The sequence below is a fragment of the Mesorhizobium sp. M0174 genome (assembly GCF_040322275.1).
GTDB lineage: Bacteria > Pseudomonadota > Alphaproteobacteria > Rhizobiales > Rhizobiaceae > Mesorhizobium.
In genome coordinates this window covers 1-16036 of the sequence record NZ_JAMYTB010000026.1, presented here as the reverse complement: position 1 = coordinate 16036, position 16036 = coordinate 1, and the positions used below count along the sequence as shown (strand labels likewise).

Genomic DNA, 16036 nt, shown 5'->3' with positions numbered 1-16036 from the left:
ATCTGCTAGACAGCCTGGCAAAGCCTTGTCAGTAGGGGGATTGCTTGAATCGACCCGAAATAATGTCACGCGGCAGGCTACTTTTTTACACGGCGCCGCCTTCAGTCGTCGTGCTAAGCCTACAGGTAAACTGGCTCGAAAATCCAATGGGGAACAAGGATGAGCGGATGTAGTGTGTTAAATCCGTTTGCATGCGGCACCCTGCCGCTGGCGCAGTGGGTCAGCGAAGCGTTGCGATGGCTGGTCGACAACTACCGCCCGGTTTTCCAACTGGTGAAGGCCCCTTTCGATACCGTTCTTCAGTCGGTGGTATCTTTCATGACGTCCGCGCCGCCTTTGGTGGTGGTCGCTGTGATTGTCCTCGTAGCATGGCAGCTGGCGAGCTGGCGCCTTGCTGCCGTTTTAGGTGCGATCCTGTTCTTCATAGGTTTCATCGGCGTTTGGGTGGAATCCATGATTACCCTTTCGATCGTCTTGACAGCGTTGATTTTTGCGTTGGCCATAGGCATCCCGGTCGGCATCCTGGCCACCCGTTTCGGCTGGCTCTATGCCGTTCTTCGGCCAGTCCTCGACGGAATGCAGACCATACCGGCATTCGTGTACCTTGTGCCCATCGTTATGCTCTTCGGCATCGGAAACGTTCCAGGCGTGATCGTAACGGTCATTTTCGCGGTCGCGCCAGTGATCCGGCTGACTTATCTGGGTATCGTTCAGGTTCCAGAAGAAGTGATCGAGGCCATGAGGGCCTTCGGCGCCAACGACCGCCAGTTGCTCCTGAAGGCCCAACTGCCGCTGGCGCTCCCAACAATCATGGCGGGCGTCAATCAGACACTCATGATGTCGTTGTCGATGGTCGTCGTCGCGTCAATGATCGCCGTCGGGGGGCTCGGCCAAATGGTGTTACGGGGCATTGGCCGCCTTGATGTCGGGTTGGCCACCACCGGTGGTCTTGGCATCGTGGCGCTTGCGATCGTGCTCGACAGGCTCACGCAGGCGCTGGCTAAGCCCCGCCGGCGGCCTGGTGAGATCTGGGACCACGGACCTGTTGCGGCGTTGAAACGCATCTTGGCGCTATTAAAATCGTCGTCAGTTCAGGTCTCGGTCGAAAACGCAAAGCCCCATCAGCTTGATGCTCGCGCTGAGGGTACGAATTGAAGGCCTCGGGAAAATTCTGCCACCGGCTGGATGGCCCCAGTCACAGACACTCGGGAACAGGTGGACTTGCGCGAAATGAGCGAGGTGTTTGGTACATTGCCTCCCGCAGCCGGCCGTTCGACCGTGGTACCGATAGATTTGGTGATTAATGAATAAGCCAGTGATTCAGTGCTCCGGCGTATGGAAGATCTTCGGGGACTGCGCTCCTGCAGCCTATCGGGCGATTCAGGATGAAGGCCTTTCAAAGTCCGAGATCCTAAAAAGATTCGGCTGCGTAACTGCCGTCGCCGATGTCTCGTTTTGTGTGGATCAAGGCAAAATCTTTTGCATTATGGGACTCTCGGGCTCAGGCAAGTCGACCCTGGTCCGGCATATCAACCGGTTGGTGGAACCCACTGCTGGCGAGATTATCGTCGCAGGCCGCAACATCAACGCCTTGAACACCAGAGACCTTCGGGCGCTCCGGTCTGAGAGCGTAGGAATGGTCTTCCAGAACATGGCTTTGCTGCCCCATAGAAACGTGGAAGACAACGTCGCGCTAAGCTTGGAACTGCGCGGTAAGAAGCGCTCCGAACGGGCTGCCAAGGCGCGGGAGAAGCTTAAGCTCGTCGGCCTCGAGGAATGGGCCCATCGCTACCCTGAGGAACTATCCGGTGGCATGAAGCAACGCGTGGGATTAGCCAGGGCCATGGCCGCCGACCCTGAGATCCTGCTGATGGACGAGCCGTTTTCAGCACTGGATCCACTGATCCGGCGCCAGTTACAGGCGCAATTCATGGAACTCTCGAGGCTGGTCAAAAAAACCACCATTTTCATCACCCACGACCTCGATGAGGCGATCCGGCTGGGCGATCGTATTGCAATTATGAGGGACGGTCGGTTTGTCCAGGTCGGCACGCCCGAAGAAATCGTGACCGAGCCCACCGATGAATATGTAGCTGATTTTGTGAAGGGCATATCCAGGTTGGACCTGGTGACAGCTCGCAAGATCATGAAACCGATCGACAGCTCGCTGGCCCCGCCCGCTTACAGTCACGCTACCGCAAGGGCCGACGCGACTATTGGCACCCTCATCGGAATGGCAGCCGAACACGACGGGGACATTACTGTGCTCGACGACAAAACGCCCGTCGGTACAATTTCCCGTAAGGATTTGCTGCTCGGGATTAAGGGATGAAGGTTCAACAGGGCTCCGCGATGCGTTTCAGCCGCTTTGCAAGGCTACGGCTGCCCCTGCATCGCACCGCCAAACAATTCCCGCGCGTTTCCATTCATCAGGCATGCTGCCAGCTCGGGAATATCCGAACGGCCGACCCAGTTTCGCTGGACAAGGTTCGAGAGGGTCTCAGCGATGCCTTGGCGCGCGATAACGCTATGACCGACGACATTTTCCACGATGTGATGTAGTCGCCCCCAAAGGTCAGCACCTTGTTGGCCGGCACAGCAACCAAGAATTCCGTTAAGAATCGCACGCTCGCTACGGGATTGACGATCCAGGCCCAGCACAGATCCACATAGGCATTGCTATACTGTTTGCACAGAGCGATAATTTCGTCCTGGTAGGGGTAGCCTATGTGCATCAAAACGAAACGGACCTCGGGGTAATCCTGCAGAAGGCTGCAAAGGTCCGCCGCGTTCTCCTTTACCCGTGCAAGAGGCATCGAGTCCCTGGTGGCAAAGTAACCGGTATGCAGCTTGACGGGGAGACCGTATTCACCCGCTTTTTTGACGCAGTAGTGAAAGAGGTAATCCTGTAGGACCTTTTCCCCATGGGGTCCGATAAATGGCCGCTCGGCGTGGTGTGCTTTGAAGAAATCCGCGGCAGAGCGTTTAGAGACATGTTCGAAATTCAATCGCCGCGAATAGGCTCCTTGGTATTTGACAGCAATCGCCTGTTTACCGTAGCGCTCGAAGAAATGGTCGATCGCGCCTAGCCAGTCCTCGAAGGTCTTTACGGTCAGGCCGGTCCCGCTCTCGACCTTCGCAAAGTCGGCGGCACTGCACCGGCTAAGCTCCAGAATGCTGATATCCTGCCTAAGCAGTGTCGGAGTTTCACTTTCCATGAATATCCGCTCAAGTGAATTCACATGACACTCGGTCAGCCTGCTCACGTTCTTCAGCACGTACTCATAGTAGCCAGGCTTTTTGAGGTCGTAGTACCTGCTGGCGAGCTCTTCCACGTGCTTCAATGAGAATGACCCTTGACCTTGCCCCCAGTTTCTATCCAGTTTTGAGTTCGTTTCCGGCGTGGGTTGTGCCCTGCTGGGCGGGTGAAGCGACGGGCGCTGGCGCGGAGCCTTTGGCATCGCGCAGCGCGAGCGACCGTCGCAGATTGAAGGTGGTGGCGAACTCGGCCGGTGTCTGCCAGGCGATTTGGGAATGCGGCCGGGCGGTGTTGTACAACACGACGAGAGAACGCCCACGGGACCGAGGAACGCAAGTTTCTTTATCCATGGCATCCCTGGGCCGGGCGTTGTGTTCACGTTCATGAGGTGATCGAGAAGGCTGACCGGGAGGTTTTCCGCTGCAGTCTCTCTGGCCACGCCTCCGATCGGTGGCTGGAGGTTCCGGCCTGGATGTTTGATCGCGCGGTCTGCACCGCGTGGCGCATTGCCGCTGCCCCACATGTCGATCCCAGAACGCTTGGCGTCTTGGTGACACTGCTGCAGGACGCGACGGCCAATTCCCACACCCCATCGCAATTGGAGGTTTCGGGCGCAGCATCGGATCCTCACGACGCGAATCGGGGAGAGGTCCATGCCGCGCCAGCCCACGACATATCAGTTCGATCTGTTCTCCAACCCGCACGATGCGGAGACCGCGCAGACGCCACCATGGCAGGCGCTGCCGGAAGAGACGCGCCTGACGCTGACAAAGCTGATGGTGCGCCTGATCCTCGACCACGTCGACGGCGAGCGCGCCGTTCCACGGGAGGAGGCACGCCATGATGCATGAGAAGATCCGGCCCCACCATCTGGAGCGAAAGGCGATCCTTTATGTGCGGCAGTCCTCGGCCCATCAGGTTCTGCACAATCGTGAGAGCAGCGCCCTGCAGTATGCGATGCGCGATCGCCTGGTCGCGCTCGGCTGGTCTTGCATCGAGACGGTCGATGACGATCTCGGCCGCTCTGCTGCTGGCGGTGTCGCGCGAGCGGGCTTCGATCGGATGGTCGCAGCAGTCTGTCTCGGCAAGGTTGGGGCGGTTGCGGCGCGGGAGGTATCGCGCTTCGCCCGCAACAGCCGCGACTGGCAGCAGCTCATCGAGATGTGCCGCGTCGTCGATACCGTGCTGATCGACCAGGAGACGGTCTACGCACCGCGCCAGGGCAATGACCGGCTGCTGCTGGGATTGAAGGGCAGTCTCAACGAGTATGAGCTCGATCTTCTGCGTCAGCGCTCCTTGTCGGCCCGCTATGAGAAGGCCCGGCGCGGTGAACTCGTCGTCGCTTCCCCGGTCGGCTTCGTGAAGGTCGGCGACCGGCTGGAGAAGGATCCCGACCGTCGCATGCAGGAGGCCATCACCCTTGTGTTTGACAAGGTGGCGGAACTCGGCAGTGCCCGCCAGGCCCTGCTCTGGTTCCTCGAACATGGGCTGGATTTGCCTGCCAAGCGCAACAATGGCGATGTGGTCTGGCGCAGGCCAAGCTATGCGACCATCCACCGAATGATCGAGAACCCGATCTACGGCGGCGCCTACGCCTATGGTAAGACTCGTGCTGCGTCGGGATATGATGCAACAGCCATTCGTTCGCGCAGCCGCCGTAAGGCGCGTGATGAATGGCTGGCGCTGATCCCGGGTGCACACGAAGGCTACGTCAGCTGGGAAAGGGCGGAAGCGATCCGCAAGATGGTGAGCGACAACGTGCCCACGAGCCGGCATCACGGGGCGCCCAAGCATGGCGACGCTCTGCTCGCCGGCCTTGTCCGCTGCCGGCGCTGCGGCCGCAAGCTGACGGTCCGCTACACGGGAACCAAGCACAACATTCCGCGCTATTCCTGCTGGCGTGGTCTGCTTGACAATGGCGAGCCGCGTTGCATCGCCTTCGGTGGACTACGCGTCGACGACGCCATCGAGGAAGCTCTTCTGCGGGTTGTCGAGCCGGCAGCGATAGCCGCGGCCGTCGAGGCCGAAGCGCAAGCGGCCAGTCGCCGCGATCAGGTCCGCGATGCTCTGATGCGCGATCGCGAGGCGGCACGCTACAACGCCGATCGGGCGTTCCGGCAATACGACGCCATCGATCCGCAGAACCGGCTGGTCGCGGCGGAACTGGAGTTGCGATGGAACCGGGCGCTTACGCGTGTCGGCGAGATCGAGAGCAGGATTGCCGCGCATGATGCCTCGACATCGGAGCCATCACTTCTGTCGCCAATACACGTCACCGCGCTCGCCGCCGATCTCAAGGCTGTATGGGCGGCGCCGACGACGGATGCAAGGCTCAAGAAGCGCATCGTTCGCACCGTCATCCGGGAGGTGGTCGCCGATATCGATGACGAAGCGTCAGAGATCGTTCTTCTGATCCATTGGGTTGGCGGCGTCCATACTGAACTGCGCCTGCCGAAGCGGCGCCGTGGACAGCGCAACAGCACGTCCGGCGATATCATCGCGGCCGTCCGCCAACTGGTGCTCATCGCCAATGATGATCTGATTGCTGGCATCCTCAACCGCAATGGACTGGTGACCGGCCACGGCAATCGATGGACACGCGAACGGGTCACCGCGCACAGGTCGCATCATAAGATCCCTGTCTTCCGGCCAGCGGCGGACGGCAAAGAGCCATGGCTTAACCTGAACAAGGCGGCGCGCCTTCTCGGCGTTGCACCGAAGACCCTCAGGCTCGCCGCCGAGGCGGGCGAGATCGAAGGCGTTCATCCTCTGCCGGATGGTCCATGGGTCTTCAGCCGATCAACGCTTGGCGAACCTGCGGCACAGCGCATCGTTCATCGCGCGCGGCAAAACCCAAAATACCCCACGGGATCGCATCCAGATCAGCAAAACCTATTCACTTCAACGACATAGACAGATGGGTGTTATGAAACAGGATTGTAGTCGGCGCGCCACAGGGCGATGGCGACGCGTGCCTGAGCCAGCGAAGTAAACAGCGTCTCATTGAGCAGTTCATCGCGTAGTCGGCCGTTGAAGCTCTCGATGAAGCCATTATCCGGCATGATGTTCTTGGTGCCATCGTTTGTTCGGTACGTCAGGTTCGTTAAGCTTGGCGCATCCGGGCCACGGGGCACCGGGAGCACGCAAGTGCGGGCAGGCCGTCGTATGCAGATGAACTGCGAGTTCGAGCACATTATCTGGCCGCCCCTACGACTCGCCCGGATGCGCTGCGAGCGCGGATCCGTATTTGTCGTGTTGCCCGCTCGCTCCCTGTTCGTGACCAACGATGGAGGGAACCGTGCGTATTATCGGCATGGACATACACCGCGTAGCCGCCGAGGTCGTGTCGTTGCTTGATGGCAAGATCGTCAAGCTCGGCCGCGTTCAAATGCTGCGCAATAAGCTCGAGGAGTTCGCCAGGAAGGAACTCACCCACGATGATCATGTGGTGATCGAGGCTACGGGCAATGCTGCTGCCGTCGCTGAAGTGCTGTCGCCCTACGTCGATCGGATCGTGATCGCCAATCCCAAGCAGGTGCACATGATCGCGCACGCGAAGGTGAAGACTGACACGATCGACGCCACTGTCCTTGCGAAGCTCTACGCCTCGGGCTTTCTGCCGGAGGTCTGGGTTCCGGATCCGGGGACCCTTGCCCTCCGAAGACAGGTCACCAGGCGGACACAGCTGGTTCGCCAGCGTTCGCGGCTGAAGAACCTGATCCAGTCAATCCTCCACGCCCACCTGATCCCGCCGTGTCCGCATGGGAACCTCATCGGGATCAGCGGGCGCAAATGGCTGACGAGGCAAATATTGCCTGCGGATGAGCGCGCCGCCATCCAGCGCCACCTCGGCTTGATTAACCAGATCAACGAGGCGTTGACGGTGGTCGAGGCGGATATCGCCGTACATGCCCTCCCGGATCCGACAATCCGCCGCCTGATGACGTTACCCGGCCTCGACGTCACCGTGGCTGCGAGCGTTGCCGCGGCAATCGGCGACATACGGCGCTTCAGCGATCCACAGAAGCTCGTTGCCTATCTTGGCCTCAATCCGAGCGTGCGGCAGTCCGGTGAGGGGCCAGCCTATCACGGGCGCATCACGAAGCAGGGCCGCGGCCATGCGCGGGGGATGCTGGTCGAGGCGGCATGGGCGGCTGTGCGATCGCCAGGACCTCTTCGCGCCTTCCACAAGCGGATCGCCTCGCGCCGCGGGAAGCACATCGCGGCCGTCGCCACTGCGCGCAAGCTTGCAATGATCATCTGGCACATGCTGAGCAAGGATACCGACTACATCTGGGCCCGGCCGGCCTTGCTCGCCCGCAAGTTCAGATCGGTCGAGCTGCGTGCCGGCCTTCCGACCAGCCATGCCAGACGCGGCACCGCCTTCGACTACAACATCCCGGCCAAGCGCGCCGAAGAACGATCCCGCGTCGAGAAGGCGGAAGCTGCCTATGCAGCAGCGACTTCCCGATGGCGAACGAGGCCGGAAAGGCAGAAGGCTGTGGAAAAAGCCGCCGAATGAGAAGAACGGGCTATTCTACAACATCCGTCTGCATCGGCTTGCCGGGCGCAATGTAATGCCATTCGACGCGGTTCTGATCCGCCCAGGAGAGGATGGCGTTCGAGGTGAACTCGCTGCCATTGTCGCTGACGATCATTCTCGGCCGGCCGCGCTCGGTGATGAGCCGGTCCAATTCGCGGGCAACCCGCGTGCCCGAGAGAGACGTATCAATGATGAGTGCCAGGCACTCTCTCGTGCAGTCGTCGACGACGGCCAGGATGCGGAAGCGGCGCCCGTCTGTGAGCTGGTCGGATACGAAGTCGAGCGACCAGCGCTCGTCGGGCCTCAGCGGCACCACCATCGGCGCCCTGGTCCCGATCGCCCGTTTGCGGCCGCCACGGCGGCGAACGGCGAGCTTCTCCTCCCGATATAGCCGGAACAGCTTCTTGTGGTTCACGACCAGGCCCTCCCGCCTCAGCATCACGAGAAGACGCCGGTAGCCGAACCGGCGACGCTCCTGCGCGATCGCCTTCATCCGCTCGCGAACCTCGCGGTCGTCCGGCCTGCTGGTCTCGTAGCGAACCGTCATGCGGCAACAGCCGATGGCTTTACACGCCCGCCGTTCGCTCATCCCGAAGCCTTCCTTCAGGCGAGCGACAGCTTTCCGCTTGGCCGCGGGCGTCACCATTTCTTTCCCACAAGATCCTTCAACGCGGCATTGTCGAGCATGGCGTCGGCCAGAAGCCGCTTCAGCCGCGTGTTCTCGTCCTCCAGAGTCTTCAGTCGCCGAGCCTCGGAGACATCCATCCCGCCGAAGCGGGCCTTCCAGTTGTAAATCGAGGCGTCGCCGACCCCGTGCTTGCGGCACAGATCGGCAACCGATACCCCGGCCTCATGTTCCTTCAAAATTCCGATGATCTGCTCTTCAGAGAAGCGGCTACGTTTCATGTCCTGGTCCTCTCGATGGGCCAGAACGAACTTCAAACCGGATTAGATCAGAGGGGCAAGGTCAACTCGATCCCGTAGAGTTTGCGCAATGTATGGGAGAAAGCCTGGGCGTAGCCCGTGTGTTTCATGCGCTCCCAGAACGGGTGCACGAGCTTGAACTTGTCGATCGACGGCGTCTCAGGATCGTAAAAGCGCAGCTCGTCAGCGATGCTCATCCCCGCGCAGTGAAGGTCATCCTGGATGTATTCCCTGAAAAGAAGGGCCCAATCATCGCAAGGGAAGAGCCAGCCGGTGGACCCCTTCGTCCGTCGTGACTCCTCTACGAGATGCTCGTGAGTGTCAGCCAGATCCGTTTCAGCGACTATCTTTGCGATCCAGTCCATCTCTGTCCTTCGCTCATCGTCTCGCCGATGGATCAGGCTGATCCTAAAAGTATTTGCCGGCAGAATTCGTTAGAATCCCGCCGGCAGACGTCTGGCAATAGGGAGTTACCCGAAAGGGCGATGCCTGATTATTTAGCAGCCTTGGCTTCCGCAATCCATGCGTTCCATTGCGACTTGTGTTTCGCCTTCCAGTCCTCGGCGTGAGCAAGTACCTGCGCGGCCGAAGTCTCTCCTTCGTGCTCGAGCAAATTCTCGGCATTTACGTCCTCAATCGGGACTGCCACCAACTCGAACCACTTGCGTGCAGCGGGATTTTTTTTCAGGAAATCAGTGTTAGCGATCACGTGCTGGGTGTTGACCGGAAATCCGGTATTGCCGATGCCAGGCACGTCGGTGACGGCACCAACCTGGTCGTCCGGCAGCGCCGTTGACGTCACCGTCAGCCATGCCACTTCCTGGCCGGGCCGCAAGACCGCGCTCAGCCAATTCGGCGTCCAGGCATAGTATAACGTAGGCTTACCTGCCTTGATCCGCTCGATCGCATCGGCAATGATCGTTTCATAGCTGCCCTGCAAGTGATGCACAGTGTCTCGCAGACCGTAAGCGTCCAGCTGGTGTTCAATAACCCGTTCGCAGCCCCAACCGGGATCGCAGCCATAAAGGTCGGCCTTTCCATCACCGTCGATATCGAACAGTTTGGCAATAGCCGGGTCTTTGAGCTGGTTGATCGTCTTGATGTTGTTGGCGTCGGCAGTCTTCTTGTCAATCAGGTAGCCCTGAATGGAGTTGGTCACCAGTGTGCCCACCGGCTGCAGCTTCGCCTCGCCGCCTGCCTGTTCATAGAATGATTTATGGAGAGGATTCCAATAGGCGGGGTAGTAGGTCGCGTCACCGTTGGCAACCGAGACGAACGCCGCCTGCATCTGCATGGAGGCCGAATCCCGCACATCATATCCGAGGTCCTTGAGCCCCAGGCTCACCAGGTCCCCCTGAAACCATTCGTTGACGTAGTTCTGATCGGCAGGTTGAACGGTAACCCCCGTACCAGGCAATTCATCTGCGACAGCCGCCGTCAAAGCTGTGACACTAAACATCAATATTAGAGCGTTCTGAAGCCTCACCCTGCCATTCAATCGCATCCGTGTTCTCCCTTGTGTTTATCGCTAGCCTAAAAGATCCGAAGCCAAGTGATCTGCTAGGCATTGATTGGAACTCCCGTGCACATCATTTGAGCGCAAGGAGCCAGCCGTTGAAACTGCAAAATACTCATGTGTCAGTTGAGGTGGTAAAGCACCGATTCGATGGTGATCCGCAGCGCCGACGACTGAGCTGTGATTGCTAAGCTCATCAAAAAGCGGCGATAATGGCCCAACTTGGGGCAGTAGCGGGCAGACCCCTTGAAATGGCGAATGGCTGGCGCGATTGTCGCGCAGGATCATAAGATGGCAGATGGTCTCAAAACTGCCACGGCCCGTGAAAGGAACGTCTTAACGTCTATCGAGGCGTCCACGACGTATTCCGGCGCAATTGTTTGTCGGGACTCTAGGATTCTTTTTCCAATCATATAAGCCCGTGCGTCATTGATCGCATCGACCGCCAGAAGCTGCTCTCCCCGATAGTACCAGATAGACCGCGATCTATCTTCGCCCCTTCGCTTTACAACTTGATCATAGCCGGCGTTCAAACCCGCAATCTGCAGCTTGACATCATACTGATCCGACCAGAACCAGGGTTTTGCCTCATATGCCTGCGACGCCCCGAGAATGTTTCTGGCCACTACCTCTCCATGATCGATTGCGTGCCCTGCGCTCTCAAGGCGGATCCGCCCCCCCTCATGCGGGAAAGATGCGCACTCGCCCGCTGCCCAAATGCTCTCGTCTGAAGTACGCCCCTGAGAGTCGGTTCGGATGCCGTTTTCGACCACGAGATCAGCATCCTGTGCAAGCCGCGTTCTCGGCATGACGCCAATCCCTACGATGGCGAAGTCTACGGCAAGCTCTGTGCCGTCCGACAGTACCGCGCCGGAAACGCGATCCGAGCCCACGAGGCGATCGAGGCCTATATTTTCCCGAATGTCGACGCCGTTGGACCGATGGAGCTCGCGAAAGAAGTTGGAAGTCTCCGAGGCCGCGACGCGCTGTAGAATTCGCGGGGCCATTTCAATCAGCGTGACGTTAAGCCCGAGTTTCGCACCGACTGCGGCGGCCTCAAGTCCGATATACCCCCCGCCGACAATCAGCAGATTCCGGCTAGGACGAAATTCGGCCGCCATTGCGTCGACATCTGCGACGTTCCGGACCGTATATACTCCACTCAACAAGCCTCCCTTGTGCTCCGGCAAACGCCTCGCACTGGAGCCGGTCGCAATCGCAAGATGCTCATAGTGGAAGATGTCCCCGCCCGCACACACCGTACTGGCCGCGCGATCGATGATGGTAACACACCTACCGAGCAACAGGTTTATGCCATGGTCCCTCCAGAAGGACGGCGCACGAAGAGACAACCGCACTAGATCCATTTCGCCCAGTAGATAGCCTTTCGACAAAGGTGGGCGTTGGTAGGGCGCGACTGGTTCTTCCCCGATCAGTGTTATGGAGCCTGAATAGCCGAGCCTGCGCGCTTCCGCTGCAAGTGACGCTCCTGCTTGACCAGCGCCAATGATGACAATGCCAGGCATATCAACTTCCCTTTGGCCTAAGTCAGGTAAGCCGGTCCTTGCCCAGAACCCAACTTCAGGCCTGTCGTTCCGGCAAATGCAGGATTAGGCCGTCAAGCGCCTCGTTGACTTTGATCTGGCAGGTCAGCCGCGAGCGGCTGAGGTCCGCCCCGTACGCAAATTCCAACATGTCCTCCTCCATCGGTTGCTTGGCAGGAAGCTTCGCCACCCAGTTCGGCTCGACATAAGCGTGACAGGTGGCGCAAGAGCATCCGCCACCGCAATCGGCCTCGATACCTGGGATGCCATTGTCCCGAGCTCCCTCCATAACCGTCGCCCCTTGGGGCACATCCACCACATGGGCTTGGCCGTTATGTTCAACATAGGTGATTTTGACCATCCGTGGCCTCCTTCAGGTCTATGCGGCGAATTGGGCCGCGGACGGCATCTGTTGTGACAGCTCCTAATGCATGCAGATGCGGCCATGCCGAGCGTCGCGCCGTCGACAACCTACTTCTTGCGCATCTCTTTCATGCGCACGCGAGTTCGCGCCGTGGCTTCTTCCGAACCGTCGTGAAACGTGCCGAACCATTTATCGCAAGGCACTTCCGGTTCGCCGTAGTTGCACTCAAAGTAACGGTGGTGCAGCTGGTGAAAGAAGTCGCCTACCTTGAGACCTACGTCCCTGTCTTCTCCTATGGTGACGGACTCGTATCCGGCATGGGAGCTGACCGCCAAAAGCACTTTTTGCTGAAGCTGGAAAATGAAATGAATCGGATGTGAGGCGAGCACCACGTGGATCAAAACAGAACTTAGATATGCAATGTGCTCGAGCGGGTGCATCGACATGCCTGACCATGGACCAACATTCACATTCCGATGATGCAGTGAGTGCACGCAGTTGTAGACTGGCCTCCAGTGCAACAGGCGATGTACCCAGTAGAAATGGAACACGCCGTAGAATGGCAGAAAAACAAACCAAAGCACAAACAGGAGCGGATGGGTGGCTAAGTCTAACATCGGCATGTAGCCGTTTGCGTAGGCCCAAAGCCCAAGCACTTCGTAAGCTGTCCAGACCGTTACGCCGCTCGTGATGGACCAGAATACGTTATCTAGGAACTGGCTGCTGAACGTGAATAACGCATTCTTTTTGTGAAATGGGCGCGCATCATAACGAAGACGATCGCCCTGCATTTTGAATGTGTATAGATAAAGATGCATGCCGCCTGCCACGAGCGTTATCAAGATTAAGTTCCGAAGATAAACACCTGCGATCCAATCGAAGGCGAACGTGCGTGCAGTCTGCAACGAGGGCGACAGATAGAACCATGTCAGTATCGATACCCCGACCACAATCAGGCGGTCCGAGATTGGTAGCCAAGAGTTCCAAAGCAGCTTTAGTCCTTCCGCTGGCCCGCGCTTTAGATTGAAGAGTGAGCGGTCTTCCAAGGGAAGATTAGGTCGAAAGTTCCAGGTTGACTTGGCCGGGAGGGTCACCTCCGGTTTTGTCCCGTCATGTGCCATATCAATATCCTTTGCGCTCGGTGCCCAAACGAACACTTTTCCCAAGCTTATCCCGGAATGCCTCAAGCTCATGGGGTTTCATGGAGACCGACACATCCTTGTAGGGAAACGAGCCATCACGAACGGCGGCTTGGAACGCGGTTAGGGCCGCTATGCGTTCGTGTTCAACCTGCTCCTGCAGACGCCGCACATCTCCGTACGCGTAGGCGTGCCGCGGTGGGTTTTCCGTTTCTCCGCAGATATCCTCCGAAAACAGGAAGGTGACGTCTCCGCCAGATCCCGATCCGATAGAGAACGTGACCAGGCTGGTTTGCTTGTTGATCTCTTCGAGGACTTGCTGAGGAACGAGCTCGACTTCTACGGCGAATGCGCCCGCCTTTTCCATAGCGCGGAACCTGTCGGCGAGCTTCAAAGCCTCGTCCGCGGTCGCGCCATAGGCTCGCAACCCGCCGATCCAGGTGCTGTAGGGCGGGACAAGCCCAACGTGCCCCATGACCGGGAGATCAAGGTCAGCCAGCATCTTGATCGTGTCCAGACTGCGGGTGGTATAAAGTGCGTCTGCACCCTGATCCATTGCCCGCATGGCGCCTTCGAGCACGTCACTCTCAGTCGGGTGGTCGACGAGCATGAGTGCCGCTGTGACGAATGTATTGGGTGCGGCATCGCGCACCTCCTTCATCCTTTGAACGCGGGTGATGATCGTATCGATGCCGGCGGCGGCGGCTCGTGCGGCTTGTTCGCCATTCATCGCCGTCACCTCAGTTAACTGCTGCTTGCCTTTGTTGGCGCGCAAGTCTGCGACGGTCCAGTTGCGTTGGGCAGCACGGTGACCGAACGTGAAAATGTTGCGCAATCTAATGACCTTCATGTGGCCGGGTCGACTATCCAGATTGAGGAATATTGCCGCTGCCGACTTTCTTCAAATGAAATATGGCGTCCTCTTGCATTCCCTCAGAGAATGCAAGAGGGACCGGTCAAATAGCTAGCAGTTTTGACGGCGATGACCACCGTCTGGACCACCGGATTGGCGCGACGTTTTTCCCTCACTGAGGGAGCGCATTTCCACTAGCCATAATTTAAGCTACTAGCGTAAAGTCCTAATGGGACTAGAAACTACGCAAAAGGCGAGGCAAGTGAAGGAAATCCTGAGATGGCACCGCCGTACCGGCGAGTCAGCCACTCCTCGAATAGCTCGATCTGAAAATCAGGTGTCCGGTCGGCGGGCCAAGCTAAATAGTATACGTCTTCGGTTACCAAGAACTGCGGGAGTGGGGTTACCAAGCGTCCCGAATCTAACATGTTGCCGAGCTGTCGAAGCCAGCCTAAAGCCACGCCTTGGCCTGCCAGACAAGCTTGTATCGTATTGTAGTAGTTATTGAACCCCATCGGTTGATGGTTTTTTGGGAGCTCCAACGCGAACTCCCGCAGCCATTGCCGCCAGCCCACCCAAGATGGATGCTGCGCTTGCATGTAAAGCAGCTCGCAATTCAAAAGACCACTCACGTCCCGCAACGGACCGTTCTTCTCTAGGAACTCTGGCGAGCAAACCGGGGTGAGAATATCAGGAAAGAGCGGACGGGTTGTGAGGCCGGGGAAATCTGGCTTCCCGAAGGTTAGAGCGAGATCAACCTGGCCTGTTGGCTCAATGCCCTGAGGGTCCCAGGTCACTAGGAATATCTCGCGCCCAGGAAAGCACTCCCGTAGCTCGGCCAGCCGGGGAAGAAGCATGAACGCCCCATTTGCCGTCGATGTCGACAGGACGATCTGTCTCGAATGCTCCTGAATTAAGTCTTCGAGGGCGTCGATGATTTGAGAGGTGGCAAGCGAGTAAGCCTTCAGGAGCCGACGACCTGCGGAGGTCAAGGATATCTGTTTGTGGGCTCGGGCGAAAAGTGGTTGCCCAAGCCGGTCCTCAAGTTCCATCATTTGTTTGCTGACCGCGCTTTGTGACAAGCCGACCTCTTCACCCGCGAGTGTGAAGCTCATATGTCGAGCGGCCGCTTCAAATGTAGGCAACAGCCGTTGAACATTTCGAAATAGCGCCTTGTTTCGCATTCCGACCCTCTCGCGGCCATCCGAGGTGCGCTTTAATATAACTTGCGATAAGATCATCCTACCCCCACAGACTTAGCTAGTGCCCGTCCACAAGCGGCAAGCTGCTGACTTGATTGGAAGAATCACGATATCTCCGCAGGTAAACCCCCGGCGGTTTCAGGTACACTTTAGATCAAGCCACTGATTCTAAAGACGAAAACCCGCAACGGCCGGAGCCAACAGTTCGTCAAGAACGCACCGTCCAGAGCAGTATACTCAGTCTTTTCGCCGGACACGAGATCGGCTGTGAACTGAAAGCGATGTCGCAACGGCTAGACGCCACCGCGACCTGCTCGAGTTAGTAGATGTGACTTGCGCCGGCATGGGGTCAAGGAACCGGCCGCTAGGGACTGCCGGCGGAGGCCGTGCTGCGCTGCGTTTTGCTCAAGCAGTATCGCCAACTGAGCTATATGGAGCTGGCCTTCCATCTGGAGGACTCCGCCTCGTTCCGCGCTTTGGCCGGCTGCGTGAGGCTGGAGGCCCGAAGAAGTCGGTTTTGCACAAGACGATCAGCGCGCTTCGGGCTGAGACCTGGAAAGAAACCAATCGGACGCTGCTTTTGACCCCTCCTATTGCCTCACCGAGGAATGTTACCGAACGCGATAGGGCCGACATGGGCCCTTTCTCCATCCGTCGCGGCGGAGGGAGATAGCGGCCAGCTCTTCATCCAA

Annotated in this window: 13 protein-coding genes and 3 pseudogenes; 6 read left to right on the top strand and 10 right to left on the bottom strand. The window is 58.4% G+C overall.

Annotated elements, in window-relative coordinates:
* Positions 1-159 precede the first annotated feature (159 nt).
* Together NKJ13_RS28000 and NKJ13_RS27995 are read left to right on the top strand one after the other, a co-directional pair.
* The gene (locus NKJ13_RS28000) at positions 160-1155 is read left to right on the top strand and encodes an ABC transporter permease (protein WP_352778918.1); all 996 of its coding nucleotides are present in this window, start codon (positions 160-162) and stop codon (positions 1153-1155) included.
* Positions 1156-1303: 148 nt separating this feature from the next.
* A complete protein-coding gene (locus NKJ13_RS27995) occupies positions 1304-2332 on the top strand; it encodes a quaternary amine ABC transporter ATP-binding protein (RefSeq protein WP_352778916.1) in 1029 nt (342 codons plus the stop codon).
* Positions 2333-2429: 97 nt separating this feature from the next.
* Here NKJ13_RS27995 and NKJ13_RS27990 read toward each other — a convergent pair whose 3' ends face one another.
* Complete coding sequence (locus tag NKJ13_RS27990; RefSeq protein ID WP_352778971.1) at positions 2430-3335, bottom strand: amidohydrolase family protein; 906 nt, start codon at positions 3333-3335, stop codon at positions 2430-2432.
* Positions 3336-3912: 577 nt separating this feature from the next.
* Here NKJ13_RS27990 and NKJ13_RS27985 point away from each other — a divergent pair.
* The gene (locus NKJ13_RS27985; protein WP_352778914.1) at positions 3913-4110 is read left to right on the top strand and encodes a hypothetical protein; all 198 of its coding nucleotides are present in this window, start codon (positions 3913-3915) and stop codon (positions 4108-4110) included.
* On the top strand, positions 4100-6172 hold the full coding sequence (locus NKJ13_RS27980) for a recombinase family protein (RefSeq protein ID WP_352778912.1): 2073 nt from the start codon (positions 4100-4102) through the stop codon (positions 6170-6172). The genes NKJ13_RS27985 and NKJ13_RS27980 overlap by 11 nt, the downstream gene beginning before the upstream one ends.
* A 23-nt stretch (positions 6173-6195) precedes the next feature.
* Here NKJ13_RS27980 and NKJ13_RS27975 read toward each other — a convergent pair.
* Positions 6196-6312 (bottom strand): annotated as a pseudogene (locus NKJ13_RS27975) (integrase core domain-containing protein); the annotation flags it as partial.
* Positions 6313-6557: 245 nt separating this feature from the next.
* Here NKJ13_RS27975 and NKJ13_RS27970 point away from each other — a divergent pair.
* Positions 6558-7781: an IS110 family RNA-guided transposase gene (locus tag NKJ13_RS27970; RefSeq protein ID WP_352778910.1), complete on the top strand. Its 1224-nt coding sequence runs from the start codon at positions 6558-6560 to the stop codon at positions 7779-7781.
* A 13-nt stretch (positions 7782-7794) separates the two neighbouring features.
* On the opposite strand, the pseudogene NKJ13_RS27965 reads toward NKJ13_RS27970, so the two are convergent.
* The 8 genes and pseudogenes from NKJ13_RS27965 to NKJ13_RS27930 all read right to left on the bottom strand — a co-directional run.
* A pseudogene (locus tag NKJ13_RS27965) lies at positions 7795-8708 on the bottom strand (IS3 family transposase); the annotation flags it as partial.
* A gap of 47 nt (positions 8709-8755) precedes the next feature.
* Positions 8756-9091 carry a hypothetical protein gene (locus NKJ13_RS27960; protein ID WP_352778908.1) on the bottom strand — a complete coding sequence of 112 codons (336 nt, stop codon included), beginning with the start codon at positions 9089-9091 and terminating at the stop codon, positions 8756-8758.
* Between the two features lie 128 nt (positions 9092-9219).
* Positions 9220-10230 (bottom strand): glycine betaine/L-proline ABC transporter substrate-binding protein ProX, encoded by a 1011-nt coding sequence (gene proX / locus NKJ13_RS27955; protein ID WP_352778906.1) that lies wholly within the window; start codon positions 10228-10230, stop codon positions 9220-9222.
* Between the two features lie 296 nt (positions 10231-10526).
* Positions 10527-11768 carry an NAD(P)/FAD-dependent oxidoreductase gene (locus NKJ13_RS27950; RefSeq protein ID WP_352778904.1) on the bottom strand — a complete coding sequence of 414 codons (1242 nt, stop codon included), beginning with the start codon at positions 11766-11768 and terminating at the stop codon, positions 10527-10529.
* Positions 11769-11823: 55 nt separating this feature from the next.
* Positions 11824-12147: a 2Fe-2S iron-sulfur cluster-binding protein gene (locus tag NKJ13_RS27945; RefSeq protein ID WP_352778902.1), complete on the bottom strand. Its 324-nt coding sequence runs from the start codon at positions 12145-12147 to the stop codon at positions 11824-11826.
* Between the two features lie 110 nt (positions 12148-12257).
* On the bottom strand, positions 12258-13271 hold the full coding sequence (locus NKJ13_RS27940) for a sterol desaturase family protein (RefSeq protein ID WP_352778899.1): 1014 nt from the start codon (positions 13269-13271) through the stop codon (positions 12258-12260).
* A 1-nt stretch (position 13272) separates the two neighbouring features.
* Entirely contained in the window at positions 13273-14124 is an 852-nt protein-coding gene (locus NKJ13_RS27935; RefSeq protein WP_352778897.1) for a 3-methyl-2-oxobutanoate hydroxymethyltransferase, read from the bottom strand.
* 260 nt (positions 14125-14384) lie between these two features.
* Complete coding sequence (locus NKJ13_RS27930; protein WP_352778895.1) at positions 14385-15326, bottom strand: LysR substrate-binding domain-containing protein; 942 nt, start codon at positions 15324-15326, stop codon at positions 14385-14387.
* Between the two features lie 251 nt (positions 15327-15577).
* On the opposite strand from NKJ13_RS27930, the pseudogene NKJ13_RS27925 reads away from it, so the two are divergent.
* A pseudogene (locus tag NKJ13_RS27925) lies at positions 15578-15924 on the top strand (ISNCY family transposase); the annotation flags it as partial.
* Positions 15925-16036: the final 112 nt, after the last annotated feature.